General features: G+C 64.1%; 19 protein-coding genes. 16 read left to right on the top strand and 3 right to left on the bottom strand.

Annotated elements, in window-relative coordinates; all coding sequences use genetic code 11:
- The first annotated feature begins 198 nt into the window (after positions 1 to 198).
- Positions 199 to 1,821 (top strand): glycoside hydrolase 43 family protein, encoded by a 1,623-nt coding sequence (locus J7E24_RS13405; protein ID WP_215138664.1) that lies wholly within the window; start codon positions 199 to 201, stop codon positions 1,819 to 1,821.
- Between the two features lie 126 nt (positions 1,822 to 1,947).
- Here the strand turns inward: J7E24_RS13405 and J7E24_RS13400 are convergent, their stop codons facing one another.
- The 3 genes from J7E24_RS13400 to J7E24_RS13390 form a co-directional block, all read right to left on the bottom strand.
- Entirely contained in the window at positions 1,948 to 2,493 is a 546-nt protein-coding gene (locus J7E24_RS13400; protein WP_215138663.1) for a cysteine hydrolase family protein, read from the bottom strand.
- Positions 2,494 to 2,716: 223 nt separating this feature from the next.
- Entirely contained in the window at positions 2,717 to 3,298 is a 582-nt protein-coding gene (locus tag J7E24_RS13395) for a TetR/AcrR family transcriptional regulator (RefSeq protein WP_215138662.1), read from the bottom strand.
- 104 nt (positions 3,299 to 3,402) lie between these two features.
- The gene (locus J7E24_RS13390) at positions 3,403 to 4,428 is read right to left on the bottom strand and encodes a LacI family DNA-binding transcriptional regulator (RefSeq protein ID WP_215138661.1); all 1,026 of its coding nucleotides are present in this window, start codon (positions 4,426 to 4,428) and stop codon (positions 3,403 to 3,405) included.
- Between the two features lie 313 nt (positions 4,429 to 4,741).
- On the opposite strand from J7E24_RS13390, the gene kduD reads away from it, so the two are divergent.
- From kduD to J7E24_RS13310, 15 genes are all read left to right on the top strand, one after another.
- Positions 4,742 to 5,512, top strand: a complete 771-nt coding sequence (gene kduD / locus J7E24_RS13385) for a 2-dehydro-3-deoxy-D-gluconate 5-dehydrogenase KduD (RefSeq protein ID WP_215138660.1) — start codon at positions 4,742 to 4,744, stop codon at positions 5,510 to 5,512.
- 68 nt (positions 5,513 to 5,580) lie between these two features.
- Positions 5,581 to 6,411 carry a 5-dehydro-4-deoxy-D-glucuronate isomerase gene (gene kduI / locus J7E24_RS13380; protein WP_215138659.1) on the top strand — a complete coding sequence of 277 codons (831 nt, stop codon included), beginning with the start codon at positions 5,581 to 5,583 and terminating at the stop codon, positions 6,409 to 6,411.
- Positions 6,412 to 6,466: 55 nt separating this feature from the next.
- Positions 6,467 to 9,742, top strand: a complete 3,276-nt coding sequence (locus J7E24_RS13375; protein ID WP_215138658.1) for a SusC/RagA family TonB-linked outer membrane protein — start codon at positions 6,467 to 6,469, stop codon at positions 9,740 to 9,742.
- A 30-nt stretch (positions 9,743 to 9,772) separates the two neighbouring features.
- Positions 9,773 to 11,647: a RagB/SusD family nutrient uptake outer membrane protein gene (locus J7E24_RS13370; protein WP_215138657.1), complete on the top strand. Its 1,875-nt coding sequence runs from the start codon at positions 9,773 to 9,775 to the stop codon at positions 11,645 to 11,647.
- A gap of 44 nt (positions 11,648 to 11,691) precedes the next feature.
- Positions 11,692 to 12,048, top strand: coding sequence for a cupin domain-containing protein (locus J7E24_RS13365; protein WP_215138656.1), 357 nt, complete (start codon positions 11,692 to 11,694; stop codon positions 12,046 to 12,048).
- 21 nt (positions 12,049 to 12,069) lie between these two features.
- Positions 12,070 to 14,226 (top strand): pectate lyase, encoded by a 2,157-nt coding sequence (pelA, locus tag J7E24_RS17650; protein ID WP_251047197.1) that lies wholly within the window; start codon positions 12,070 to 12,072, stop codon positions 14,224 to 14,226.
- Between the two features lie 14 nt (positions 14,227 to 14,240).
- The gene (locus tag J7E24_RS13350) at positions 14,241 to 15,764 is read left to right on the top strand and encodes a tagaturonate reductase (protein WP_215138655.1); all 1,524 of its coding nucleotides are present in this window, start codon (positions 14,241 to 14,243) and stop codon (positions 15,762 to 15,764) included.
- 92 nt (positions 15,765 to 15,856) lie between these two features.
- The gene (locus J7E24_RS13345) at positions 15,857 to 17,521 is read left to right on the top strand and encodes a UxaA family hydrolase (RefSeq protein ID WP_215138654.1); all 1,665 of its coding nucleotides are present in this window, start codon (positions 15,857 to 15,859) and stop codon (positions 17,519 to 17,521) included.
- A 98-nt stretch (positions 17,522 to 17,619) separates the two neighbouring features.
- The gene (uxaC, locus tag J7E24_RS13340; RefSeq protein WP_215138653.1) at positions 17,620 to 19,056 is read left to right on the top strand and encodes a glucuronate isomerase; all 1,437 of its coding nucleotides are present in this window, start codon (positions 17,620 to 17,622) and stop codon (positions 19,054 to 19,056) included.
- A gap of 222 nt (positions 19,057 to 19,278) precedes the next feature.
- Positions 19,279 to 20,289 (top strand): sugar kinase, encoded by a 1,011-nt coding sequence (locus tag J7E24_RS13335; RefSeq protein WP_215138652.1) that lies wholly within the window; start codon positions 19,279 to 19,281, stop codon positions 20,287 to 20,289.
- Between the two features lie 128 nt (positions 20,290 to 20,417).
- Positions 20,418 to 21,071 carry a bifunctional 4-hydroxy-2-oxoglutarate aldolase/2-dehydro-3-deoxy-phosphogluconate aldolase gene (locus tag J7E24_RS13330; protein WP_215138651.1) on the top strand — a complete coding sequence of 218 codons (654 nt, stop codon included), beginning with the start codon at positions 20,418 to 20,420 and terminating at the stop codon, positions 21,069 to 21,071.
- Between the two features lie 70 nt (positions 21,072 to 21,141).
- Positions 21,142 to 22,503, top strand: coding sequence for an MFS transporter (locus tag J7E24_RS13325; RefSeq protein ID WP_251047196.1), 1,362 nt, complete (start codon positions 21,142 to 21,144; stop codon positions 22,501 to 22,503).
- Between the two features lie 20 nt (positions 22,504 to 22,523).
- Entirely contained in the window at positions 22,524 to 22,994 is a 471-nt protein-coding gene (locus J7E24_RS13320) for a nuclear transport factor 2 family protein (protein WP_215138650.1), read from the top strand.
- Positions 22,995 to 23,103: 109 nt separating this feature from the next.
- On the top strand, positions 23,104 to 24,114 hold the full coding sequence (gene fbp / locus J7E24_RS13315; protein ID WP_215138649.1) for a class 1 fructose-bisphosphatase: 1,011 nt from the start codon (positions 23,104 to 23,106) through the stop codon (positions 24,112 to 24,114).
- A 126-nt stretch (positions 24,115 to 24,240) separates the two neighbouring features.
- Positions 24,241 to 25,141 (top strand): aldehyde dehydrogenase family protein (locus J7E24_RS13310; protein WP_215138648.1); only part of this gene is annotated, 901 nt, incomplete at its 3' end.

Below are 25,141 nucleotides of genomic sequence, written 5' to 3'. Positions count from 1 at the left end.
GTTGGCGGGCATACCGGTTGTGGTACTGTACGGCAGGCCGTAGCGCGAACCGTAGCGCGAACTTTGTAGTTCGCGTCCCCGCGCCATTAGCATCAGCCACGCCATCAGCGCCCCGCGCCATCAGCGTCAGCCACGCGGCGCAAGGACGCGAACTACAAAGTTCGCGCTACGGCCGCCAACTACTCAAACCGCCTTTGCATGACGTTTCGCCTGTTTCTGCTGGCTTTTTTGCTGCCGCTGGCCACCCGCGCCCAGGGCCCGCTCTCGCAGGTTTGGGTGCCCGACCTGGGCAACGGCACCTACAAAAACCCGGTGCTCTACGCCGATTACTCCGACCCCGACGTGGTGCGCGTGGGGGCCGATTACTACCTGACTTCCTCCAGCTTTAACGCCGCGCCCGGCCTGCAGATTCTGCACTCGCGCGACCTGGTGAACTGGTCGATTATCGGGGCCGCCTTCAGCCGTCAGCTGCCTTTGGCCCGCTACAACCAGCCCCAGCACGGCAACGGCGTGTGGGCCCCGGCGCTGCGCTACCACAACCGGGAGTTCTACCTCTACTACCCCGACCCCGACCTGGGTTTGTTCGTGACGAAGGCGACAAACCCGGCCGGCCCCTGGAGCGAGCCGGTGTGCATTCGGGAGGCCCGCGGCTGGATTGACCCCTGCCCATTCTGGGACGACGACGGCCAGGCTTACCTGGTGCACGGCTTCGCGGGCTCGCGGGCGGGCTTTAAGAGCGTACTGGCCGTGAGCCGCATGAGCCCCGACGGCCTGCGCCTGCTGGGCGACGAAGTGCTGGTGTTCGACGGCCATGCGCAGCACCCGACCATCGAAGGGCCCAAGTTTTACAAGCGCCGCGGCTACTACTACATTTTTGCGCCCGGCGGGGGCGTGGCCACCGGCTGGCAAGTGGTATTGCGGTCTAAAAACGTGTTCGGACCATATGAAGACCGCGTGGTGCTGCGCCAGGGAAATACGCCCGTTAACGGCCCGCACCAGGGCGCCTGGGTGGATACGCCCGATGGCAAACAGGACTGGTTTCTGCATTTCCAGGACCAGGGGCCTTACGGCCGGGTGGTACATCTGCAACCGATGCAGTGGAAAAACGACTGGCCCATCATCGGCGAAGACCCCGACGGCGACGGCGTGGGCCAGCCCGTGCTGAGGCATGCCAAGCCCGCCGTGAAAAACCCACCACCGCCCGCCACGCCCGCCACCTCCGACGAGTTTGAGGGCAGCAGCCTGGGGCTGCAATGGCAGTGGCAGGCCAACCCGCAGCTGGGCTGGGCGTTTTTGAACCGCGCCGCGGGCCAGCTACGCCTGTATTCGGTGCCCCTACCGGCCGGCTACCGCAACCTCTGGCAATTGCCTAATCTGCTGCTGCAAAAGCTGCCCGCCGAAACATTTCAGGCAACCGCCAGGCTCACCTTTACCCCGCGTTTCGAGGGCGAGCAGGTGGGCCTGGTGATGATGGGCCTGGACTACGCCAGCCTGACGCTGACCAACACCGGCGGCCGGCTGCTGCTGCGCCAGGCCGTGTGCCGCAACGCCGATAAGCTCGGCCCCGAAACGGAAACCGCACCCGTTGCCGTGCCCGCCATTCAGCCCCTGTACCTGCGCGTGGCAGTACGCGCGGGTGCCCGCTGCCAGTTCAGCTACAGCCTCGACGGCCAGCAATACCAGCCCATCGGAGCCGAGTTTGCGGCCCGCGAAGGCAAGTGGATTGGGGCCAAAATGGGCCTGTACTGCACGCGTCCGGGCGTTACCAACGACGCCGGCACTGCCGATGTCGACTGGTTTCGGGTGGAGCCCGCGCAGTAGAGCAGGTTCTGCCAATGAGTGGGCATAAGGGCCCCCGCAAAGACAAACGGGTCACCCAGGTGACCCGTTTGTCTTTTGCACCAACCTGTTAACCCAGCCCAATATTCCCATGTGGGGAATTATGGCTTAGGCCGCCAGGTACTCCTTCGTGTCCTGAACCTTGGCGTAGAAAGAGGATAGCGCGGCTAAAAATGCCGTCTGCACGTCGGCGGCTTTCACCTGCGCACCATTTACTTCCAGGTCTCTGGTGGCACAGGCATCCCCGATGACGGTGCATTCAAAGCCCAGGTCACGGGCGGCGCGGGTAGTGGCATCGATGCACATGTGCGTCATCATGCCCGTAATCACTAATTCTTTGATATCCAGCCCTTGCAGGTGCTCCAGCAGGTCTGTTTCCCGGAAGCTGTTGGGGTAGTATTTCTGCACCGTTTTTTCGCCGGCGGCTGGTTTCACGTTCGCGTGAATCTCGGCCCCTTCGGTTCCGGGCAGGAAGAACGTCGCGTCGGGCGATACGCCCAGGTGGTGCACATGAACGATGGGCAGGTTTTCTTCGCGGAATTTGGCCAGTATCAGCTTGGCATTTTCGCTGGCTGGCAAGGGCCCCACGAGCTCCATGGCACCATTTTCAAAATAGTCATTTTGAACGTCGACAATAATCAGGGCTTTGCTCATTTTATGCGGTTATGTTAGGGTGAATGTGTGAGGTGAAGTTATTGGGAGGTGGGAGCCGGATGACAACCAACTGAAGGCGAAGTCCGGCTAATTTGTTAACCCAGCCACTGAGCCGAAGCGGGATGCCAGGGCGGGGCTACCTGGCTAAACGGTAATTACGGACTCATCGGTCCAAAATTGAGCAAAAAAAATGTGAGAAGATTCTTATTACCCGTCTAAATTATTACCCGTCTAAATGAGAAAGCAGCAGCTGCAAAGAATCGTTGAGCTGCTGCGTACTATAACCTGCCCGGGCCATAACCTGCAGCCCCGGGAAAGCCAGTACCAGCAGTTTTGCCAGGTCCCGGGCCGGCCGCGGGCTGGTCAGCGCGCCCGATTGCTGCCCCCGCTCGATGGTGCGCGTCAAGAGGTTCTCCATCGACTGCAGGTCCTGCACCACGCGCTGCCGCACCTCCGCATCGTGCGGGGCCAACTCGACGGCCTGGTTGATACTCATGCAGCCAAAGGCCGGTTCGGCGTCATTCACGTTGGCGAAGAGCTGGTGAAAAAAAGCGTCGATGGCCGGGCGAACGGGCCCCTGTTCCAGTACATGGTGCGCCGCGCGGGCCCGATCCTGCCGGTAGGTGTCAAACGCAGCCATAAACAGCTCCCGCTTACTCCCAAAGGTCGCGTAGAGGCTACTCTTACTCAATCCCGTTGCCGTCAGCAACTCGGTTAAGGAAGTGGCCTCATAGCCCTTGCGCCAGAACACGCCCAAGGCCTGGTAGAGTGCTTCGCTGGTATCAAATTCCTGTGGACGCGACATTAAATGAGGGGGTAAGGGGCGCAAGTTACGATTTAGAACCGTTCGGTCCGAAATAAAGTTTCTGCACCCGGAAAACGTTCGGGTAAGCCGAGGAGCTTGGCCCCTTACTTCACCAGCACCGGCATGCTGGAGGCGCGCACGATGAGCTCGGTGGGGATGGTGACGGTTTCGAGGGGCTGGGCGCGGTGCTTGCGCTCAATCTGGTCGATGAGACGCTCGGCGGCTATCTGGCCGATTTGGGTGGCCGGCTGCACCACGGTGCTCAGGGCCGGGTCGAGGTATTCGGCCACGTTGAGGTTGGTGAAGCCGATGAGTGACACGTCGGCCGGAATGTGCAGGTGGCGCTGGCGCAGGGCCTTGAGGCAGCCCACGGCCAGGCGGTCGGAGGCGGTAAAAAAAGCATCGGGCGGGCTGTCAAAGCCCATCAGCTCATCCACCATCGGGCCCACCTCGTCGGGGCCAAAAGTGCCGTAGCGCACCAGCGTTTCATCGAACTCGACGCCGTGCTTTTCCAGCGCCGCGCGGTAGCCGGCCAGCCGCTCCTGCGTGATGCTGAGCCAGGGCTGAATGGTGAGGTGGGCAATGCGGCGGCGGCCGGCCTGCAGCAGGTGCTCGGTGGCGGCAAAGGCCCCGCCGAAGTTGTCGGCCACCACTTTGGTCACGTTCAGCTCGGTCGAAACCCGGTCGAAGAGCACGATGGGCACCTGCTGGTCGAGCACGCGCTGCAGGTGGGCCACGTCGGCCGTTTCGCTCGACAGCGAGAGCAGCAGCCCGTCGACCTTGCGCGACATAGCCTGCTCGACGTTGGCCATTTCGCGCTCGTACGACTCCTGACTCTGGAAAATAATAACGTGGTAGCCCTGGTTGTAGGCAATGGCCTCGATGCCGTTGATGGCCTGCGAAAAGAAGTAGTTGGCAATCTGGGGCACAATTACGCCGATGGCGCGGCTGGCGCTGCCCTTCAAACTCAGGGCAATAGGGTTGGGGCGGTAGTTGAGCCGCTCGGCGCACTCCATCACCAGCCGCTTGGTTTCGGGGCTGATTTCGTAGCTGCCCCGCAGCGCCCGCGACACCGTGGAAGTAGAAACGCCCAGCTCGCGGGCAATGTCTTTGATGGTGTAGGTTTCCACAGCGAAGAATTGAGAAAGGGAGGTGCGAAGGAGGGCAGGTAAGTGCTTACTTACTAAAATGCAAAAACCAGTTGCAACGCCGCTGGCTACGGTTGGGGTCGGAAGTTAGAGAATCCGGCCGGATAACGCCGCCGCCGGCTTCGGCGTGCCTCGTTAAGCGAGGAATGGCAACGTTCCCGACATCGTTTGCACAGATTTATCGGGCCATCTGCTTTCATGCAAAAAAGGGTTGCTGTAACCTTAATCATGGCAGATAGCCGGCGCGGTCTTACTAAATGGCCGGGTTCATTGAAAAATTTACAACGCACTTCGCATGGCAGTAGCCGCTTGGTTTGACTTATCGGGGAAGACGGCGCTGGTGACCGGCTGCAACCGGGGCATCGGGCAGGGCATGGCCCTGGCACTGGCCGAGGCCGGCGCCGACATCATTGGGGTGTCGGCCAGCATGGCGGCCGATGGCGGTGACACGGGCGCGCAGGTGCGCGCCCTGGGCCGGCAGTTCCATGCCTACCAGGCCGATTTCAGCCAGCGCCCCGCAGTCGATGCCTTCCTGACTAAGGTGCAGCAGGATTTCCCGCGCATCGACATTCTCATCAACAACGCCGGCACCATCCGGCGCGCCCCGGCCGCCGAGCACCCCGACGCCGACTGGGACAATGTGCTGGCCATCAACCTCGACGCGCCCTTCCGCATTGCCCGCGCCATTGGCAGCCAGATGCTACAGCAGGGCAGCGGCAAAATCATCTTTACGGCCTCACTGCTCACGTTTCAGGGCGGCATCAACGTGCCGGGCTACGCGGCCAGCAAAGGTGCTATTGGCTCGCTGGTGAAGGCGCTGGCTAACGAGTGGGCGGGCCGCGGCGTGAACGTGAATGCCCTGGCCCCCGGCTACATCGCCACCGATAACACCGAGGCGCTGCGCCAGGACGCCGAGCGAAGCCAGAGCATTCTGGCCCGCATTCCGGCTGGCCGCTGGGGCACCCCCGACGACTTCAAAGGCCCGACCGTGTTTCTGGCTTCCGCCGCCGCCGACTACGTGCACGGCACCATTCTCACCGTCGACGGCGGCTGGATGGGACGATGAAGGGTGCGCAAGTACCTACTCGTTCCGTCTACTCGCTCATTCACTAATCCACCGAATCACCGCAACCCATGACTCAACGATACGCTATCGGACCACGCGAAACGGCTGCTTCGAATACGGCAGAATTGCGGGAGAATTTCCTGCTGGAAAACCTGTTTGTGGCCGGTGCCGTGGAACTCGTGTACACCCACTACGACCGCATGGTGGTGGGGGGCGCCGTGCCCACGGCCGGCGCGCTGGAGCTGCCCTGCCCCGAGAACCTGAAGGCCGACTACTTCCTGGAGCGCCGCGAGCTGGGCATCCTCAACATCGGGGCGGCCGGCATCGTGACCGTGGACGGCCAGGCCTATGAGCTGGGCAACCAGGACTGCCTGTACGTGGGCCGCGGCGCCCGGCAGGTGACGTTTGCCAGTGCCGAGGCCGCGCAGCCCGCCAAATACTACCTGCTCTCGACGCCGGCCCACGCCAGCCACCCCACCGCCCGCCGCACCCAGGCTGAGGCCACCCCGGTAACCATGGGCGACACGGCCACCGCCAACCAGCGCACCATCTACAAGTACATCTACAACGAGGGCCTGGCCAGCTGCCAGCTGGTGATGGGCCTGACCAAGCTGCACCCGGGCAGCGTGTGGAACACCATGCCCGCCCACACCCACGACCGGCGCATGGAGGCCTACCTCTACTTCGATTTACCCGAAAACCAGCGGGTATTGCACCTAATGGGCCAGCCCCAGGAAACCCGCCATCTGTGGGTAGCCGAGGGCCAGGTCATTCTCTCGCCGCCGTGGTCGGTGCATGCGGGCTGCGGCACGGCCGGCTACACTTTTATCTGGGGCATGGGCGGCGAAAATCAGGAATACACCGACATGGACGCCGTGGCCATTACCGACTTACGCTAGCCCGCTGAACCGGCACCCTAAACTTCCCACTCCAACCTTCTCACTGTTTCCCGTCATGAAAAGAAATTTACTGTTGCTGACTCCGCTCGTGGCGGCGGTGGCGCTGCCGGCCTGGGCGCAGCAGGCCCAGCAGCGCGTGCAGGGCGTTGTTCAATCGGAGAAGGGAGAAGCCCTGCCCGGCGTTACGGTGGTTGTAAAAGGCACCAACATTGGCGCCAGCACCGACGGCGACGGCCGCTTCGAGCTGAACGTGCCGGCCAATGCCACGCTGCGCTTCAGCTACATCGGCTTTCTGCCCCAGGAAGTAGCGGTGGGCACCAGAACCAGCTTTAATGTAGCGCTCAAGGAAGATTCGCAGACGCTCGACGACGTGGTGGTTATCGGCTACCAGGCCGTGCAGCGCCGCGACGTAACGGGCGCCGTATCGTCGGTGAGTGCCCAGCAGATCAAGGACATTCCGGTCAACTCGGCCGCCGAGGCCCTCACCGGCCGCCTGGCCGGCGTGCAGCTGACTTCGGCCGAGGGCACGCCCGGCAACCTGAACGTGCAGGTGCGGGTGCGCGGCGGTGGCTCGGTTACCCAGGACAACTCGCCGCTCTACATCGTCGATGGCATTCAGATTGAAAACGCGCTGAGCGTGATTGCGCCCCAGGATATTGCCTCGGTCGACGTGCTCAAGGACGCTTCCTCGACGGCCATCTACGGGGCGCGCGGGGCCAACGGCGTCATCATCATCACCACCAAAAAAGGCATTGAGGGCCGTACGGTGGTGAGCTACAACGGCTTCGCGGGCGTTCGGCGCATCGCCAAAACGCTCGACGTACTGGAGCCCGAAGACTACCTGAACTACCAGTACGAGCGGGCCCGCGTAGTGGGCAACAACTCAGGCGGCCTGCCCACCTTCAAAACACTGTTCGGCAGCACCAATTTTCAGAGCGACACGCTGCTGCGGGCCCGCCAGGCCCCGTTTATCAACTGGCAGGATAAAGTGTTCGGGCGCGACGCGTTCCAGCAGACCCACAACGTATCGATTGCGGGCGGCGCCAAGGGCACAACCTACGCGCTGAGCCTGACGCGCAACACCGAAGACGGTATCCAGCGCGGCTCCGACTACACCCGCAACCTGGTCAACTTCCGCTTCGACACCAAGGCTTCGGACCGGCTACGGCTGGGCTTCAACGTGCGCTACAACGACCAGGAAACCAACGGCTCGGGCACCTCCAGCAGCGGCTCGAACGTGACTTCGCGCCTGCGCAACGCCGTGCAGTACCAGCCCCTGAGCGTGCCCCGCCCCGATGGCACCGTCATCGACCTGAACACGTTCGACCCCGAGTTCTTTGAAACCTCGACGCTGATCAACCCCGTCGTGACCCTCGACAACGAGTACCGCAACGACGGCCGCCGCACGGCCAACATCGGGGCCACGCTGGGCTTCAACCTGACCAAAGATCTGGTGTTTCGTTCCACAGCCGGCTTCGACGTGACCAACATCACGCTCGGCACCTTCAACGGCCTGTACTCGCCCACCATCCGGCAGGCTTCGGGCGGCTACGCCAACAAGCCGTTTGCCACCCTGACTACCACCACCCAGCAGACGCTCAACAACTCCAACGTCCTCGATTACAACTACAAAAAGGGTGTGCACGCGCTGGGCCTACTGGTGGGCCAGGAGGTGTATCAGCAAATCAACCGCCAGCAGTACATCCAGACCAACTTCCTGCCCGACGATATTTCGGCCGAGCGGGCGCTGGCCAATATCAACCAGGGTGTGCTGCCCCCCGGCCAGACGGCCCAGCCGGTGCTGCCCCAGACCAGCATTCCGCAGAACTACCGGCTGCTCTCGGGTTTTGGCCGCGTTACCTACTCCTACGACGATAAGTACCTGTTTACCGGCACGTTCCGGGCCGATGGCTCGTCGAAGTTTGCCAAGGGCAACCGGGTGGGCTTCTTCCCCGGCGCCTCGGTGGCTTGGCGCATTTCCAAGGAAGATTTCTTTCAGGGCGTAGAGGCCGTGTCGGATTTGAAGCTGCGTTTGAGCTACGGCGAGGCCGGCAACAACCGCATCGGCGACTTCCTGTTCAACCAGTTCTTTCAGGCTGGCAACGCGCCCTACGCCCTCAACAACACCATTGTGCTGGGCTCGGCCGCCACTACGCTGCCCAACCCCGACCTGAAGTGGGAATCGACTACCTCACGTAACCTGGGCATCGATTTGGCCTTGTTCCAGAACCGGGTGCAGTTCACGGCCGACGTGTACTACAACACGACCCACGATTTGCTGCTCAACAAGCCCATTCCGCCGTTTCTGGGCTACACCTCGCAGCTGCAGAACGTGGGCGAAACCTCCAACCGCGGCCTGGAACTGCAGCTGACGGGCACGGTGGTGCAGACCGAAAACTTCACCTGGACGGCCACGGCCAACGCGGCCTTCAACCGCGGCCGCATCGAGAGCCTGGGCGGCGACCAGCAGGAAATTCTCAACATCACCTCGGGCTGGGCTGGCTCGGCGCTGGGCCAGGACTACGTGGCCCGCGTGGGCCAGCCGGTGGGCCAGATGTATGGCTACGTAACCGACGGCTACCTGACGGCCGACGACTTCCTGGGCTACGTGGCACCGGCGGCGGGCGGCGGGCTGGGCACCTGGACCATCAACCCCGACCGCAACGTGGTGAACAACCTGGGCGTGATTGGCGAGGCGGCTTTCCGGCCGGGCCTCATCAAGCTCAAGGATTTGAACGGCGACGGCAATATTGACGCCGACGACCAGACGGTTATCGGCAACGCCAACCCCAAGGTCGTGGGCGGCCTCAACCAGCAGTTCACCTACAAAAACTTCGACGCCAGCATCTTCCTCAATTTCGTGTTGGGCAACGATGTGTATAATGCCAACAAAATCGAGTTCACCAGCAACACGGCCAACACAGCCTTCAATAACGTGCTGGGTGAAATGGGCGACCGGTACCGCCTGATTGAGGCCGACGGCAGCGCCATCACTACGCTCGACCGGCTGCGCGAAGTCAACCAAAACGCCAGCATCTGGACGCCCACCCGCAGCTACTTCCTGCACTCGTGGGCCGTGGAAGACGGCTCTTTTCTGCGCATCAACAACCTGACGCTGGGCTACACGCTGCCCAAGTTGCTGACCCAGCGGGCCAAGGTGAACAACCTGCGCTTCTACGTGACGGCCAGCAACCTGTACACCTTCACCAAGTACTCGGGCTACGACCCCGAGGTGAACACGCGCCGTAGTTCGCCGCTTACGCCGGGCGTTGATTACGCGGCCTACCCGCGCAGCCGGGCCTTCCTGTTCGGCCTGAACCTGTCGCTCTAACTCCCACCCGCTACTTCGAGACTGCACCGTATGAAATCGTTTCACGCTTTTCGCCGCACGGCCCTGCTGGCCGCCGCCCTGGCCGGCCCGGCCGGAATTATGCTGAGCTCCTGCTCGGATTTCCTCGACCTGGAGGCCACGGCCCTCAACACCACCGAGTACACGTTCAGCACGGTGGCCGGCGCTACGGCCGCCGTTATCGGGGCCTACGACCCGCTCTCGGGCGACCAGGCCTACGGCACCCGCGTGAGCATGTACTACCCCTACGATTCGGACGAGCTGATTGGCTCGGCGGGGCCCAACGACGGGGCCCGCCGCGGCATTGCCCGCTACACGGCCCTGCCCAACAACACCGAAATCACCAACCCCTGGAACCAGCTCTACCAGGGCGTGGAGCGCAGTAACATCTGCATCGAGCAGATTCCGCGCATGGCGTTGTATACCAACGGCTCGGCCGCCGATACGGCCGCCCTGCACCGGCTGCACGGCGAGGCCCTCACGCTGCGGGCCCAGTACCTGTTCGAACTGGTGCGCAACTGGGGCAACGTGCCAGTGCAGTACACGCCCTCGGTGTCGGGCCAGGATTTCAACCTGCCCAACGTAGACCGCAACGAAACCCTGACCCGACTGCTGGCCGACTTGCTCGAAGCCGAGAAGCTGGTGCCCTGGCGCAGCCGCGCCGGCCTCACCAACGAGCGAATCACGAAGGGCGCCGTGAAGGGCCTGCGGGCCCGCATTGCCCTGTTTAGGGGCGGCTACTACCCCAACTCGGCCACCGGCCAGATGGAGCGCGCGCCCGACTACCTCGATTACTACCGCATGGCCCGCCAGGAGTGCGCCGATTTGCTGGCCAACCGCGCCGAACATTCGCTCAACAGCAGCTTCGAGGAAACCTTTAAAAGCATCAACGAGCTGCGCCCCGAGGCGGCCCACGAAATCATGTTTGAAGTGGGCATGGCCACGGCCACCAACCAGTCGGGCAGCAAGCTGGGCTACTACAACGGCCCGCGCCTGAACGCCTCGCCCATCTACGGCTCCACACAGGGCGCCGTGACCATCGCGCCGCCCTACTTCTACGCCTTCGACTCGACCGATACGCGCCGCGACATCACCATCACCACCTTTAACATCCCCTCGACCAACTTCCAGACCGGCGTAAACCTCAATTCGGTTACCGACGGCAAGTTTCGCCGCAACTGGCACATTCCGCCCGTGCCCGGCACCGTTAACTACCTCGATTACAACTGGCCCATTCTGCGCTTTGCCGATGTGCTGCTGATGTTTGCCGAAACCGAGAACGAGCTCAACGGCCCCACCGCCGCTGCCCAGGATGCGCTGCTGGAAGTGCGCGCCCGCGCCTTTGGCGGCAGCCGCGCCAAGGCCACCAGCACGCTCGCGCAGGGCGGCTTCAGCCTGGGTGGCAAGGCCGATTTCTTTAAAGCCCTCACCAACGAGCGGTACCTGGAGTTCGGCAGCGAAGCCATTCGCAAGTACGATTTGATCCGCTGGAACCTGTTTGCCACCAAGATTTCCGAGGTGAAGGCCAACATCGAGAAGATGGCCAAGGGCGAAGCGCCCTACCAGAACGTGCCGCTCTACATGTACTACCGCACGCCTTCGGCCGCCGGCATCCAGTGGGTCCGCTCGTTCTACCGCCCGTCGCCCACGCCCAACACGGCCCCGGCCGGCACGGTGCGCGTGAACTGGCGCCAGGCCCTCACGGCCCAGTACGTGGCCGATACCAAGCCGGCCGGCACCACCTACACGCTCGGCTCAACCACCGCCACCAGCAACGGCGCGGGCCTGGCCGCCGAGTACGTACCCGGCCGCGGCAAGGAGCTGCTGCCCATTCCGCAAAGCACCATCAGCTCCGACCCCGCGCTGGTGCAGAACTTCGGCTACTAGCCGCTGCTGAGGCAGTTGGCCAGGTTCGGCCTGGCCACAGCCCCATGCGCTTATCCACTGACCCCTTTAGCATGAACCCGTTTTTCTCCCCCGATTCGCTGCCGACGCCCGAGCCGGTGGGCGAGGGCATCAGCCGCGAAATTCTGGCCTACGGGCCCGAGCTGATGCTGGTGCGCGTGCGCTTCGCCGCGGGCGCCGTGGGGGCTCCTCACCAGCATCCGCACGTGCAGATAACCTACGTGGAAAGCGGCGTATTCCGCTGCCAAGTGGGCGGGCAGGAGCTGCGGCTGAGTGCCGGCGAGGGGTTTCATGCCGCCGCCAACGTGGAGCACGGCGTGGTGTGCGAGCAGGCAGGCGTGCTGCTCGATTCGTTCAGCCCTGTGCGGGCCGATTTTTTGTAGCGCTTCGGCGCCCGTCTGCTTATGAAATACTTACTGCTCTTTCTGTGCCTGCTGCCGGGGGTTGGGACTATGGGAATCGTATCGGCCCGGGCCCAGCAGGTAACAGTAGCGGCGGATGGTTCGGGCGATTTCCGGACCATCCAGGCCGCCCTCAACAGCCTGCCCGCCGAGGCCACGAAGCTGCGCACGGTGTACATCAAAAACGGCACGTACCGCGAGAAGGTGCTGCTGGATGGCAAGCGCCTCGTGCGCCTGAAAGGACAAAGTGAAAAGGGCGTGGTACTCACCTACAGCCAGGCCCGCGACGCCTGGCGCTGCGACCCGGCCGGCGGGCCCGACGACTTCGGCGCCGCCACGCTCAACATCCGCAACTCGCCCGACGTGACGCTGGAAAAGCTGACGGTGGCCAACACCTACGGCTTCGAGGCGCCTGCCGCCGACGTGCTGCTGCCCTGCCCCACCGAGCCCACGGGCCAGCGGCGGGTGGGCAAAACCGGCCACCAGATGGCGCTGCGCACCATGCCCGGCACCACCCGCCTGACGGTGAAAAACTGCACCTTCCAGGCCCTGGGCGGCGACACGGTGAGCCCCTGGGATGTGGACGCGGGCCTGTACTACTTCAAGAATTGCACCATGGAAGGCGGGGTGGATTTGTACTGCCCCCGCGGCTGGGCCTACGCCGAAAACTGCCTGTTCATCTGCCACAACCCCAACGCCGCCATCTGGCACGACGGCTCGGGCGACGAAGACCAGAAAACGGTGCTCAAGAACTGCCGCTTCGTGGGCGACCCCGGCTTCAAGCTCGGCCGCTTCCACCGCGAGGCCCAGTTCTACCTGATCAACTGCCGCTTCGACCAGAACATGGCCGACGCCGACATCTACTGGGCCAACTCGGGGCCCGGCGCCCAGCAGTGGGGCCGCCGCGTGTATTACCAGAATTGCCACCGCGAAGGCGGCGACTACGCCTGGCTGGCCGACAACCTGCACACGGCCAAAGGCAGCCCCAAGGCCCGCCAGATAAACGCCGACTGGACCTTCGGGGGCCGCTGGTACCCCCGGTCGGGCAAGCCCGCTACCGTGGCCCTGCCGCCCGCCGCCCCGGGCCCCGACCGCTACGCCGGGCTGCCCCCGCAGCAGCGCGTGGCCGCCGAAACCACCACGGCTGCGGCCCCCGCTGCCCCCGCCGTCGACTCGGTGGCCGAGCGCATGCTGGTTTACCAGCGCGAGGTGGGCGGCTGGCCCAAGATGGTGGGCAACGTGAAGGTGAAATACGACCAGCCCATGAGCGTGGCCGACATGGCCGCCACCCGCGCCGCCGCCGGCCGCAACGACGCCACCATCGACAACCACGCCACCACCCGCGAAATCCGATACCTACTGGAAGCCTTCGCCAAAACCCAGAACCCGGCCTACCGCGCCGCCGCCGAAAAGGGCATCCGCTACCTGCTGCAGATGCAGTACCCCAACGGCGGCTTCCCGCAGTACTACCCCGACCGCAGCAACTACCGCCACCAGATCACCTACAACGACAACGCCATGATTGAGGCGCTGCAGGTGTTGCGCGACGTGAGCCGCAAAACCAAGGAGTTGGCCCTGGCAGATGCCGGCCTGGTGGCCCCCGCCGCCGCGGCCGTAGCCCGGGGCCTCGACTGCATCCTGAAAACCCAGTACGTGCAGCGCGGCACCCGCACGGCCTGGTGCGCCCAGTACGACGAGAATACGCTGCTGCCAGCCAAGGCCCGGGCCTTCGAGCCGGCCACGCTCAGCGGCATGGAGTCGGTAAACATTGTGCGCTTTCTGATGGACACCGAAAACCCCTCGCCGGCCATCAAGCAGGCCATCGAGTCCGCCGTGAAGTGGCTTGATAACGTGAAGCTGAGCGGCTACACCGTGCAGGACCAGCCCGACGCCAAGCTGCCCAAGGGCTACGACCGGGTGCTGGTGCCCCAGCCCGGCGCCGTGGTCTGGGCCCGCTTCTACGACCTGCAAACCAACCAGCCCGTCTTCATGGGGCGCGATTCGCAAGTCCACACTTCTCTGGCCGACATCGAGTACGAGCGGCGCACGGGCTACGCCTACCTGGGCACCTGGCCCGAAAAGCTGCTCGCCAAAGACTACCCGCGCTGGCACCAAAAATGGAACAGCGCCGCCCCTTCCGCCGTGGCCAGCCCCAACTAACCGAGTCTTCCGTTATGCCTGATTTATCCGCCCAATTTGCCACCGCCGGCCCGGCCCCCCTGGTGCCGCCGGCCTTGCTTGAGCTGCCCGAAAAGGTGCTGCAATTCGGAACCGGCGTGCTGCTGCGCGGCCTGCCCGATTACCTCATCGACAAAGCCAACCGCCAGGGCCTGTTCAACGGCCGCATCGTGGTGGTCAAGAGCACCGACGGCGGCGACATCGACGCTTTCCGCCGCCAGGATAGCCTCTACACGCTCAGCATCCGGGGTATTGAGGATGGCCGGGCCGTGGCCGAAGAGGTGGTGTGCGCGGCCATCAGCCGGGTGCTGTCGGCCCGCAGCCAGTGGGCCGAGGTGCTGGCCTGCGCCGCCAATCCCGCGCTGACCGTGGTGCTTTCCAACACCACCGAAGTAGGCATTCAGCTGGTGCCCGACGATATCAGCCAGAGCCCGCCGGAGTCGTTTCCGGGCAAGCTGCTGGCCTTTCTGCTGGCCCGCTACCGGGCTTTCGGGGGCGACAAAAGCAAGGGCCTGGTAATTGTGCCCACCGAGCTGATTCCCGACAACGGCACCAAGCTCGAAGGCATTCTGCTGGAGCAGGCCCACCGCAACGGCCTCGACGCCGAGTTCATCGACTGGCTCGAAACGGCCAACCAGGTATGCAATTCGCTGGTCGACCGCATTGTGCCCGGCCGCCCCGCCCCGGCCGCCCAGTCGGCGCTGGAGGCTAGTCTGGGTTACCACGACGAATTGCTGACGAGTTCCGAAACCTACACGCTTTGGGCCATTGAGGGCGACGAGCGGGTGAAGCAGGTGCTGAGCTTCGAGGCGGCCGACGCGGGCGTCATTGTGCAGCCCGACATCAACCTGTTTCGCGAGCTGAAGCTGCGCCTGCTCAACGGCACCCATACGCTCAGCTGCGGCCTGGCCTTTCTGGCCGGGTTCGGCACGGTGCGCGAGGCCATGGACGACGCCAATATGGCCGGCTTCATCCACAACCTGATGCTGGCCGACCTGCTGCCCGGCATCCCGTACGCCGTGAACGAGAAGGTGGGCCAGCGCTTTGGCATGCAGGTGCTCGACCGGTTCCGCAACCCCGCCATCGAGCACCGCTGGCTGGCCATCACGCTCAACTACACGGCCAAAATGCAGATGCGCAACGTGCCCACGCTGCTGCACTACTACCGCCAGCTGCAGGCCGTGCCCCACTACCTGGCCCTGGGCTTTGCCGCCTACCTGCTTTTCATGCGGGGTACCCGGCAGGATGAAAAAGGCCAGTGGCTTGGCGAGGCCAGCGGCGAATCTTACCCCATTCAGGATGAGAAAGCCGGCTACTTCGCCGACCTCTGGCAGCGCCTCTCGCCGGCCGATCTGGTGCGTGCCGTGCTGCACAACCAGGCCCTGTGGGGCCACGACCTGCTGGCGCTGCCCGGCTTCGCCGATTGCGTGACCCGCTACCTTGAACAGCTGCTGGAACCGGGGCCCCGCGCCACCATGGCCCGGCTGCTGAAGCGGGAGGGTGCAGCAGCTAGCCTCTGACCGTTTTTTATCCGTTTTCCGTCCTGTTATGGCAACCCCGCACGCCATCAGCCATACACGCTAACAGCTAACAGCTAACAGCTCAACATAACATGAAACACCTGGTAGCCCGAATTCACCCTGACGATAACGTGCTGGTTGCGCTGCAGGAGCTGCCCATCGGCACGCCCGTCACCTCCAACGGCACCACCGTCACCACCACCGAGCGGATTCCGGCCAAACATAAGCTGGCGCTGCAGGCCCTGGCTCCCGGCGACGCGGTGCACATGTACGGCGTGCTGGTGGGCCGGGCCAACTCGGCCATCGGCGCGGGCGGGCTGCTCACCACGGCCAACATCCACCACGCCACCGACAGCTACGACGAGCAGCCGCCCGCGCAGGCCCGGGCGGCCTGGGCGGCTCCCGACGTAAGCGCCCGGCAGGGCCGCACGTTTCAGGGCTACCACCGCCCCGATGGGCGCGTGGGTACGGCCAACTACTGGCTCGTGATTCCGCTGGTTTTCTGCGAGAACCGCAACATTGCCGTGCTCGAAGAGGCCCTGATGAGCGAGCTGGGCTACGGCCGCCGCCAAAGCTACCAGCCCCAGACGCGGGAGCTGATTGCGCTGCTGCGGGCCGGCAAATCGGTGGAGGAAATCCTGGCCGCCGACCTGCACCCGGCCGGCGAGGCCCACCAGCCGCCCCGGCTGTTTGCCAACGTCGACGGCATCCGGTTTTTGCAGCACGAGGGCGGCTGCGGCGGCATCCGCCAGGATGCCCAGACGCTGTGCGGGCTGCTGGCCGGCTACATCACCCACCCCAACGTGGCCGGCGCCACGGTGCTGAGTCTGGGCTGCCAGAATGCCCAGATCAGCATGCTGCAGGCCGAAATTGACCTGCGCGCCCCCAACGGCCTGGGCAAGCCGCTCTACCTGTTGGAGCAGCAGCAGCTGGGCACCGAGGAAGCCCTCATCAGCGCGGCCCTGCGCCAGACGTTTGCCGGCCTGATGCTGGCCAACGAGCAGACCCGCCAGCCGGCCCCCCTCAGCCAGCTGTGCCTGGGGCTGGAATGCGGCGGCTCCGATGGCTTTTCGGGCATCTCGGCCAACCCCACTTTAGGCCACGTCTCCGACCTGCTGGTGGGCTTGGGCGGGCGCGTGATTCTGGCCGAATTCCCCGAGCTGTGCGGCGTGGAGCAGGAACTCGTGGACCGCTCGGTGGACCCGGCCACGGCCGAGCGGTTTAGCACCCTGATGAAAGCCTACGGCGACTCGGCCGTGGCCGTGGGCTCGGGCTTCGACATGAACCCCTCGCCGGGCAACATCCGCGACGGGCTGATTACCGACGCCATGAAATCGGCCGGGGCGGCCCGCAAGGGCGGCTCGTCGCCGGTGGTGGCCGTGCTCGATTACCCCGAGCCCGTTGTGCGGCCCGGCCTGAATCTGCTCTGCACGCCCGGCAACGACGTGGAATCGACGACGGCCGAGGTGGGCTCCGGGGCCACGGTGGTGCTGTTCACGACGGGCCTGGGCACGCCTACCGGCAACCCCATTGCGCCGGTCATCAAAGTCAGCTCCAACACGGCCCTGGCCCGGCGCATGCCCGATATCATCGACGTGAACACCGGCACCATCATCGACGGCGAGGAAACCATTGAAGAAGCCGGCGCCCGCCTGCTCGACTACGTGGTGCAAGTGGCCAGCGGCGAGCAAACAGTGGCCGCCGTGCGCCACGACCAGACCGATTTCATTCCCTGGAAACGGGGCGTGTCGTTGTAATTAAGAAACGAAAGAACCTAAGCGCCAGCCGCCAAAGAGCAGCAACAGCGCTTGCACCAATCAATTCTTAATTACTAATTCTTAATTACTAATTCCCTATGAAGCCCTTTCTCAACGAGGATTTCCTGCTCCGGACGGCTACGGCCCGCACGCTTTACCACGCGTACGCGGCACCCATGCCCATCATCGACTACCACAACCACCTGCTGCCCGAGCAAATTGCCCAAAACCGGCAGTTCGACAACATCACCCAGGTCTGGCTCTACGGCGACCATTACAAGTGGCGGGCCATGCGCACCAACGGCGTGCCCGAGCGCTTCATCACCGGCGACGCCTCCGACTGGGAGAAGTTTGAGAAATGGGCCGCAACCGTGCCCCAGACCGTGCGCAACCCGCTCTACCACTGGACGCACCTGGAGTTGCAGCGCTACTTCGGCATCACGGAGCTGCTGAACGCCGACAGCGCCCGCCGCATATATGACCAGTGCAACGCGCTGCTGCGCACGCCCGAATACTCGGTGCAGCGCCTGCTGCGCAAGATGAACGTGCGGGTGCTCTGCACCACCGACGACCCCATCGATTCGCTGGAATACCACCGCGCGCTGGCTGCCAGCAGCTTCGAGGTGCAGGTGCTGCCCACCTTCCGGCCCGACAAGGCCATGGCCGTGGAGGATGCCACCACCTACAACGCCTACCTCGACAAGCTGGGCACCGCGGCGGCCGTCGATATCCGTACCTACGCCGACCTGGAAACGGCCCTGCGCAACCGCCACGACTACTTCGCCGCCCTTGGCTGCCGCCTCTCCGACCACGGCCTGGAGCAGATTTACGCCGCCGACTACACCCCGGCCCAGCTGCGCGAGCTGTTTGCGAAGGTGCGCGGCGGCCAGGAGCTGACGGAAGCGGAAGTCATCACGCTCAAATCGGGTCTGCTGGTGCTGCTGGCTGAGTTGGACTGGGAGAAGGGCTGGACCCAGCAGTACCACCTCGGGGCGCTGCGCAACAACAATGCCCGCATGCTGCGCCAGCTCGGCCCCGACACCGGCTGGGACTCCATCGGCGACTTTGCGCAGGGCCGCGCCCTGTCGCGCTTCCTCAACCGCCTCGACGAGCAGGACAAGCTGGCCAAAACCATCCTCTACAACCTCAACCCCGCCGACAATGAGCTGGTGGCCACGATGGTGGGCAACTTCAACGATGGCTCGGTGGCCGGCAAGGTGCAGTTCGGCTCGGGCTGGTGGTTTCTCGACCAGAAGGACGGTATGGAAAAGCAGCTCAATGCCCTGAGCAACATGGGCCTGCTGAGCCGCTTCGTGGGCATGCTCACCGATTCGCGGAGCTTCCTCTCGTTTCCGCGCCACGAGTATTTCCGCCGCGTGCTCTGCAACCTGCTGGGCACCGACGTGGAAAACGGCGAGCTGCCCGAAGACCTGGAACTGCTCGGCAGCATCGTTCAGAACATCTGCTACCACAACGCCGAAGCCTATTTTGGCTTCGAAAAGGTAGCCGTGAAGGAAGCAGCGGCGGAGGTGTAGAGAAGAAACTTGTGTCATGCTGATAAGAGCAGCGTCATGCTGAGCGCAGCGGAGCGGAGCCGAAGCATCTCTACCGCTTCGTTGCAGTCGGCAGGATTACCATTGCAGTAGAGATGCTTCGACTTCACTCCGCTGCGCTCAGCATGACACGTTCTTGTAACCAGTTTCTTTAGCCTGCCTGAACCCTCTCATCCCAAACCCACCAGCCCCCAATTCCCCGCCATGAAACAAGTTGTTACGTTTGGTGAAATCATGATGCGCCTCTCGCCGCCGCTCCACCAGCGGCTGGCGCAGGCCGGCTCGCTGGACGTGACCTACGGCGGGGGCGACGCCAACGTGGCGGCCGGGCTGGCCCACCTGGGCGTGCCGGCCGCGCACGTGGGCTGCTTTCCCGACAACGCCGTGGGCCAGGCGGCGGCGCAGCACTTCCGCGGCCACGGCGTGGATATGCAGCACTGCGTGTTCCGGGGCGAGCGGCTGGGCCTGTACTTTCTGGAAGTGGGCGCCTCGCTGCGCGCCAGCCGCATCGTCTACGACCGCGCCGGCTCGGCCTTTGCCCACCTGCAACCCGAGTGGTTTGCCTGGGATGAGATTCTGCAGAACGCACAGTGGCTGCACTGGACCGGCATTACGCCCGCCATTTCGGCCTCCGCGGCCCAGGCTACCGGCGAGGCCATTGCCGCTGCCCGCGCCCGGGGCCTCACCGTGTCGGCCGACGTGAACTACCGCCGCAACCTGTGGCAGTACGGCCAGCGCGCCCAGGACGTAATGCCGACGCTGGTAGCGGGCTGCGACCTGGTCGTGTGCACCAAGGGCGACGCGGAAGACTTGTTCGGCATCCGGCCCGAGCCCGGGGCCGACAACAGCTTCGTATCAATGAGCGAGCAGCTGATGGCGCGCTTCCCCAATATCCGGCAGGTCATTGCCACCCGCCGCGACACGCAAAGCGCCTCGCATGAGCGCATCAAGGGCATCGCCTACGCCGAGGGCCGCTACCACGAAACCGACTTTTTCGACATCAACCCCGTCGTCGACCGCATTGGTGGGGGCGACTCGTTTATCTCGGGCTTCATTTACGGCCAGCTGACGGGTCTGGCGCTGCCCGAAGCGCTGACTTTTGCTACGGCCGCCTCGGCCCTCAAGCACACCATTGCCGGCGACATCAACCTCGTGACGGCCGCCGAAGTCGACCACATTGTGGCCGGCAACACCTCGGGCCGGCTGCTGCGGTAGCTTTTTCTGAGCTATTAGCTGATGGCTGTTAGCTGTTAGCTTTTTCGTTCTACCCCCAACACTTACTATACCTCATCAATCCACAAAAAAGCTAACAGCTAATGGCTGTCAGCTAACAGCTAAAAAACATGCCTCGTTTCTCTGCCAACCACGTTCTGACCACGCTGCTGCGCTACCCGGTGGTGCCGGTGTTCTACCACGCCGAGGCCGCCTACGCCCGGCGCGTGGTGCAGGCCTGCTACGAGGGCGGCCTGCGCGTGTTCGAGTTCACCAACCGCGGGCCCCAGGCCCTGGGCGTGTTCGAGCAACTGATGGCCTTCGTGCGCGAAAGCTGCCCGGAGATGCTGCTTGGCATCGGCACGATTTACACCGCTGCCGAGGCCGAACGGTTTCTGGCCGCCGGCGCCGACTTCGTGGTGCAACCCTGCCTGACGGCCGAGGTGGCCGAGGCTTGCGCCCGCCACCAAACGCCCTGGCTGCCCGGCGCCATGACGGTGCGCGAAGTGTACGAGGCCACCCAACTGGGTGCGGCCGTCGTGAAGATTTTTCCCGGCAACGTGCTCGGGCCCGGCTTCATTAAAAGCCTGCGCGGGCCGATGCCCACCGTGCCCTTGATGGTGACCGGCGGCGTGGAGCCCACCCAGGCCAGCCTGCGCGAGTGGTTCGGGGCGGGCGTGAACGTGGTAGGCCTGGGCTCGCAGCTGTTCAAAAACGACGACCCCGCCCACCTGCGCCAGCTTGTGGCCCAACTGCTGACCTTCGTGCCGCCCCAACATGCCTGACCGGCCACCCCGTCCGGCATAACCTGCCGCCGCTGCTACTGCTATTTCCCACTCCGAATTCCCGCTGCTCATGCTCCCGACCGCTTCTCCCATATCCCCGCCCGGCGGCATTCAGTCTGCCGGCATGGGCCGCTACCGCTGGACGATTTGCGCGCTCATCTTCTTTGCCACCACCGTCAACTACCTCGACCGGGCCGTTATTTCGCTGCTCAAGCCCTACCTCGAGAAGATCTTCGGCTGGAACGCGGGCGACTACGCCAACATCGAAATTGCCTTCAAGGTGGCCTACTCGCTGGGCATGCTTGGGGCGGGCCGCATCGTTGATAAGCTGGGCACCAAGCTGGGCTACGCACTGGCTACGTTTCTGTGGAGCCTGGCCGCCATCGGCCACGCGCTGGTAAGCAGCACGCTGGGCTTTTCGGTGGCGCGGGCGGCACTGGGCGTCACGGAAGCCGGTAACTTCCCGGCCGCCATCAAGGCCACGGCCGAGTGGTTTCCGCAGAAGGAGCGGGCTTTGGCCACGGGTATTTTCAACTCGGGCTCGAACGTGGGCGCCATTCTGGCTCCGCTTACCGTGCCGCTCATTGCCGAAACGCTGGGCTGGCAGTGGGCCTTCATCATCACCGGCGCGCTGGGCTTTGTGTGGCTGATTCTGTGGTTTATCTACTACGAAGTGCCCGCCCGCCAGGCCCGCCTCAGCCAGGCCGAGTTCGACTACATCACCTCCGACGATGAGCCGGCCCTGGCCGGCGTGGAAGTGCAGCCCAAGGTGTCGTGGTTTAAGCTGCTGACCTACCGGCAGACCTACGCCTTCGTGTTTGGCAAGTTCCTGACCGACCCCATCTGGTGGTTCTACCTGTTCTGGCTGCCCGATTTTCTTACCAAGCAATACGGGCTGACGGGCACCGATATTGCCCTGCCGGTGGCCCTGGTGTACGTGCTCTCGAGCGTAGGCAGCGTGGGCGGGGGCTGGATTCCGCTACGGCTGATTAAGAGCGGCATGGCCCCTTTCCGGGCCCGCCAGCTGAGCATGCTGCTGATTGCCTTCTGCGTGCTGCCGATTGTGTTTGCCCAGCGTTTGGGGCAGGTGAACATGTGGCTGGCCGTGCTCGTGATTGGCCTGGCCGCGGCGGCCCACCAGGCCTGGAGCGCCAACATCTTCACCACCGTGTCCGATATGTTCCCGAAGCGGGCCGTGGGTTCGGTGACGGGCATCGGGGGCATGGCCGGCGGACTGGGCGGCATCCTGCTCTCGGCCCTGGTGCAGAAGCGCATGTTTGTGCACTACGAAAGCATCGGCCAGCTCGACCACGCCTACTACCTCATGTTCTGGATTTGCGGCGGCGCCTACCTGCTGGCCTGGGTGCTGATGCAGGCCTTCGCCCCGCGCATGGAGAAAGTGAACCTCGATGAGGCGCCGGCCAGCCGTTAACCCCTTGTTCTTTCTGAATTATGAAACTGATTCGTTTTCTGCTGGCGCTGCTGCTATGGCTGCCCGCCCTCGCCTTTGCTCAATCTAAAAAAGACGTGGCCGCGGCCCGCGAGGTGGAAGCGCTGGAGCGCCGCCGCTTTGCCGCCCAGGTGAGCAAGGACTTTGCCTACCTCGAACAGGCCTTCGCCGACGACCTCATCTACACCCACGCCAACGGCAAGCAGAACGGCAAGCCCGACTACCTGCAAAGCATCCGCGACGGTAAGAGCCAGTACGACAAAATTGACGTGGAAGCCCTGACCGTGCGCGCCTACAACCAGGGCCGCACCGCCGTCGTCAACGGCACCATTACCATCACGCTGCCCAACAAGCCCGACGGCTCGGCTAACCTGGCCCACCTCAAATACGTGGTAGTGCAGATCAAGGACCCGAAAAAAGGCTGGCAGGTGGTGCTCTGGCAGAGCCAGAAGCAACCCGACAGCAAAGGCTAGGCTCGCGGCCTGCTCCGGTCGGCTTGCTGAGGAGTAATACCAAGGCACCAGCCGACTCTATTGGTGTTGGCCCACGAGAGCTGACAGGCATTCTGAACCCGTTTCGCGCATGAATCTGACCTCCGAAAACACGCTGGCCCAACCCGTGGGCACAACGCTGGACCGCTACATCATGCGCGCCCAGGCCGAGTTTGCCTACGCCACCGGCGAGCTGAGCCAGCTGCTACGCGACCTGGCGCTGGCGGGCAAAATCGTGCACCGCGACGTGAACCGGGCGGGCCTGACGGGCATTCTGGGCCGCATGGGCCAGCAAAACGTGCAGGGCGAGCAGCAGCAGCGCCTCGATGTGGAGGCCAACATCCGTTTCATCCGGGCCCTGCGCAACGGGGGCGAGGCCTGCGCCATCCTCTCGGAGGAAGAGGACGACATCATCCAGACCGGCAACACCAAGGGCCGCTACGTGGTGGCCATGGACCCGCTCGACGGTTCGAGCAACATCGATGTGAACGTGAGCATCGGCACCATCTTCAGCATCTACCGCCGCGTGTCGGCCGTGGGCGGGCCGGCCACGCGGGCCGACTTTCTGCAGGGCGGGCGGGCCCAGATAGCGGCGGGCTACATCCTGTACGGCACCAGCACCATGCTCGTGTATACCACCGGCCACGGCGTGGTGGGCTTCACCTACGAAAACTCGTTGGGCGAATTCTTCCTCTCGCACCCCAACATCAGGATTCCGGCCACCGGTCCGGTGTTCAGCTGCAACGAGGGGCACTGGTTCGACTACCCCGACTACGTGCGCGCCTTTCTCACCCGCTGCAAACAGCAGCGCATGAGCGGGCGCTACGTGGGCTCGCTGGTAGCCGATTACCACCGCAACCTGTTTACGGGCGGCATCTACCTGTACCCGCCCACGGCCAAAAACCCCCAGGGCAAGCTGCGCGTGCTTTATGAGAACTTCCCGCTGGCCTTGCTTATCGAGCAGGCCGGGGGCCGGGCCGAAACCGGGCAGGGCCCCATGCTGGACCTAGTGCCCGTCGATTTTCACCAGCGCAGCCCCCTGTATGTGGGCTCCCCGGAGTTGATGACCAGCTTGCTGGCCCAAGCACCGCCCACGGTCTAAACGATGCGCTGGCCGCGTGGCTCCTGTGCCGGACGTGACAGAAGTGGCCGAAGCGCACCCGGTTAAGTTCTTGCTTACCAATAGCAGTGCGCCGCGCTGCTTAAAATCGTACCTCCTTCCTTCGTTATGCCGAAAATCGTTTCTCCCCAGGTCGAGTTCGCCCACCTGCTGGCCCAGACCAAAGCCGCCGCGCCCGAAATCTTCACGCCCGACGGCCGCGGCTTTCTCAACCTGATGGAAGGCCGCTGGCAGGCCCCGGGCCAGCCCCGCGACTTCGTTTCGCCCATTGATGGCAGCGTAATCGGCCAGTTGCCCATGCTCGACGAGGCCACCGCTTTGCGCGCCGTGCAGGCGGCCAAGGCCGAAGCCGCCGCCTGGGCCGCCACCGACCTGGACGAGCGCAAGCGCCGGGTGCAGGACTGCCTGAGCCAGCTGCTGCCCCACGTCGAGCTGGTGGGCAAGCTGCTGATGTGGGAAATCGGCAAAACCTATAAGCTCGGCTTCACCGACATCGACCGCGCCATTGACGGCGTGCAGTGGTACGTGGATAACATAGAGGGCATGCTGGGCAAGCGCACGCCGCTGGGCCTGGTCAGCAACATTGCCTCCTGGAACTACCCCATGTCGGTGCTGCTGCACGCCGTGCTGGTGCAGGCGTTGTGCGGCAACGCGGTCATTGCCAAAACGCCCACCGACGGCGGCTTTATCTCGCTGAGCCTGACCTTCGCCATTGCCCGCCGCTGCGGGCTGCCCGTGACGCTGGTCAGCGGCTCGGGCGGCGAGCTGAGCGACGTGCTGGTCAGAAACAACGCCGTGGACTGCCTGAGCTTCGTGGGCGGGCGCTACAACGGGCGCAACATCGCCGATGCGCTGGCCCAGCACGACAAGCGCTACATGCTGGAAATGGAGGGCGTGAACACCTACGGCATCTGGGACTACTCCGACTGGCCTGCGCTGGCCCAGCAGCTCCAGAAAGGCTACGATTACGGCAAGCAGCGCTGCACAGCCTACGTGCGCTTCGTGGTGG

Source organism: Hymenobacter sp. ISL-91 (genome assembly GCF_018613725.1).
Classification (GTDB): domain Bacteria; phylum Bacteroidota; class Bacteroidia; order Cytophagales; family Hymenobacteraceae; genus Hymenobacter.
Note: the sequence above shows the minus strand (reverse complement) of the source record. Positions and strands in the feature narration are given on the sequence as shown.

Excerpts from the sequence above, each read along its gene's own strand:
- J7E24_RS13395 (WP_215138662.1), bottom strand. The coding sequence starts at position 3,298 with ATGTCGCGTCCACAGGAATTTGATACCAGCGAAGCACTCTACCAGGCC.
- J7E24_RS13370 (WP_215138657.1), top strand. The coding sequence starts at position 9,773 with ATGAAATCGTTTCACGCTTTTCGCCGCACGGCCCTGCTGGCCGCCGCC.
- pelA (WP_251047197.1), top strand. The coding sequence starts at position 12,070 with ATGAAATACTTACTGCTCTTTCTGTGCCTGCTGCCGGGGGTTGGGACT.
- fbp (WP_215138649.1), top strand. The coding sequence starts at position 23,104 with ATGAATCTGACCTCCGAAAACACGCTGGCCCAACCCGTGGGCACAACG.
- J7E24_RS13375 (WP_215138658.1), top strand. The coding sequence starts at position 6,467 with ATGAAAAGAAATTTACTGTTGCTGACTCCGCTCGTGGCGGCGGTGGCG.
- J7E24_RS13405 (WP_215138664.1), top strand. The coding sequence starts at position 199 with ATGACGTTTCGCCTGTTTCTGCTGGCTTTTTTGCTGCCGCTGGCCACC.
- kduI (WP_215138659.1), top strand. The coding sequence starts at position 5,581 with ATGACTCAACGATACGCTATCGGACCACGCGAAACGGCTGCTTCGAAT.
- J7E24_RS13350 (WP_215138655.1), top strand. The coding sequence starts at position 14,241 with ATGCCTGATTTATCCGCCCAATTTGCCACCGCCGGCCCGGCCCCCCTG.
- J7E24_RS13320 (WP_215138650.1), top strand. The coding sequence starts at position 22,524 with ATGAAACTGATTCGTTTTCTGCTGGCGCTGCTGCTATGGCTGCCCGCC.
- uxaC (WP_215138653.1), top strand. The coding sequence starts at position 17,620 with ATGAAGCCCTTTCTCAACGAGGATTTCCTGCTCCGGACGGCTACGGCC.
- kduD (WP_215138660.1), top strand. The coding sequence starts at position 4,742 with ATGGCAGTAGCCGCTTGGTTTGACTTATCGGGGAAGACGGCGCTGGTG.
- J7E24_RS13345 (WP_215138654.1), top strand. The coding sequence starts at position 15,857 with ATGAAACACCTGGTAGCCCGAATTCACCCTGACGATAACGTGCTGGTT.
- J7E24_RS13325 (WP_251047196.1), top strand. The coding sequence starts at position 21,142 with ATGCTCCCGACCGCTTCTCCCATATCCCCGCCCGGCGGCATTCAGTCT.
- J7E24_RS13335 (WP_215138652.1), top strand. The coding sequence starts at position 19,279 with ATGAAACAAGTTGTTACGTTTGGTGAAATCATGATGCGCCTCTCGCCG.
- J7E24_RS13400 (WP_215138663.1), bottom strand. The coding sequence starts at position 2,493 with ATGAGCAAAGCCCTGATTATTGTCGACGTTCAAAATGACTATTTTGAA.
- J7E24_RS13365 (WP_215138656.1), top strand. The coding sequence starts at position 11,692 with ATGCGCTTATCCACTGACCCCTTTAGCATGAACCCGTTTTTCTCCCCC.
- J7E24_RS13330 (WP_215138651.1), top strand. The coding sequence starts at position 20,418 with ATGCCTCGTTTCTCTGCCAACCACGTTCTGACCACGCTGCTGCGCTAC.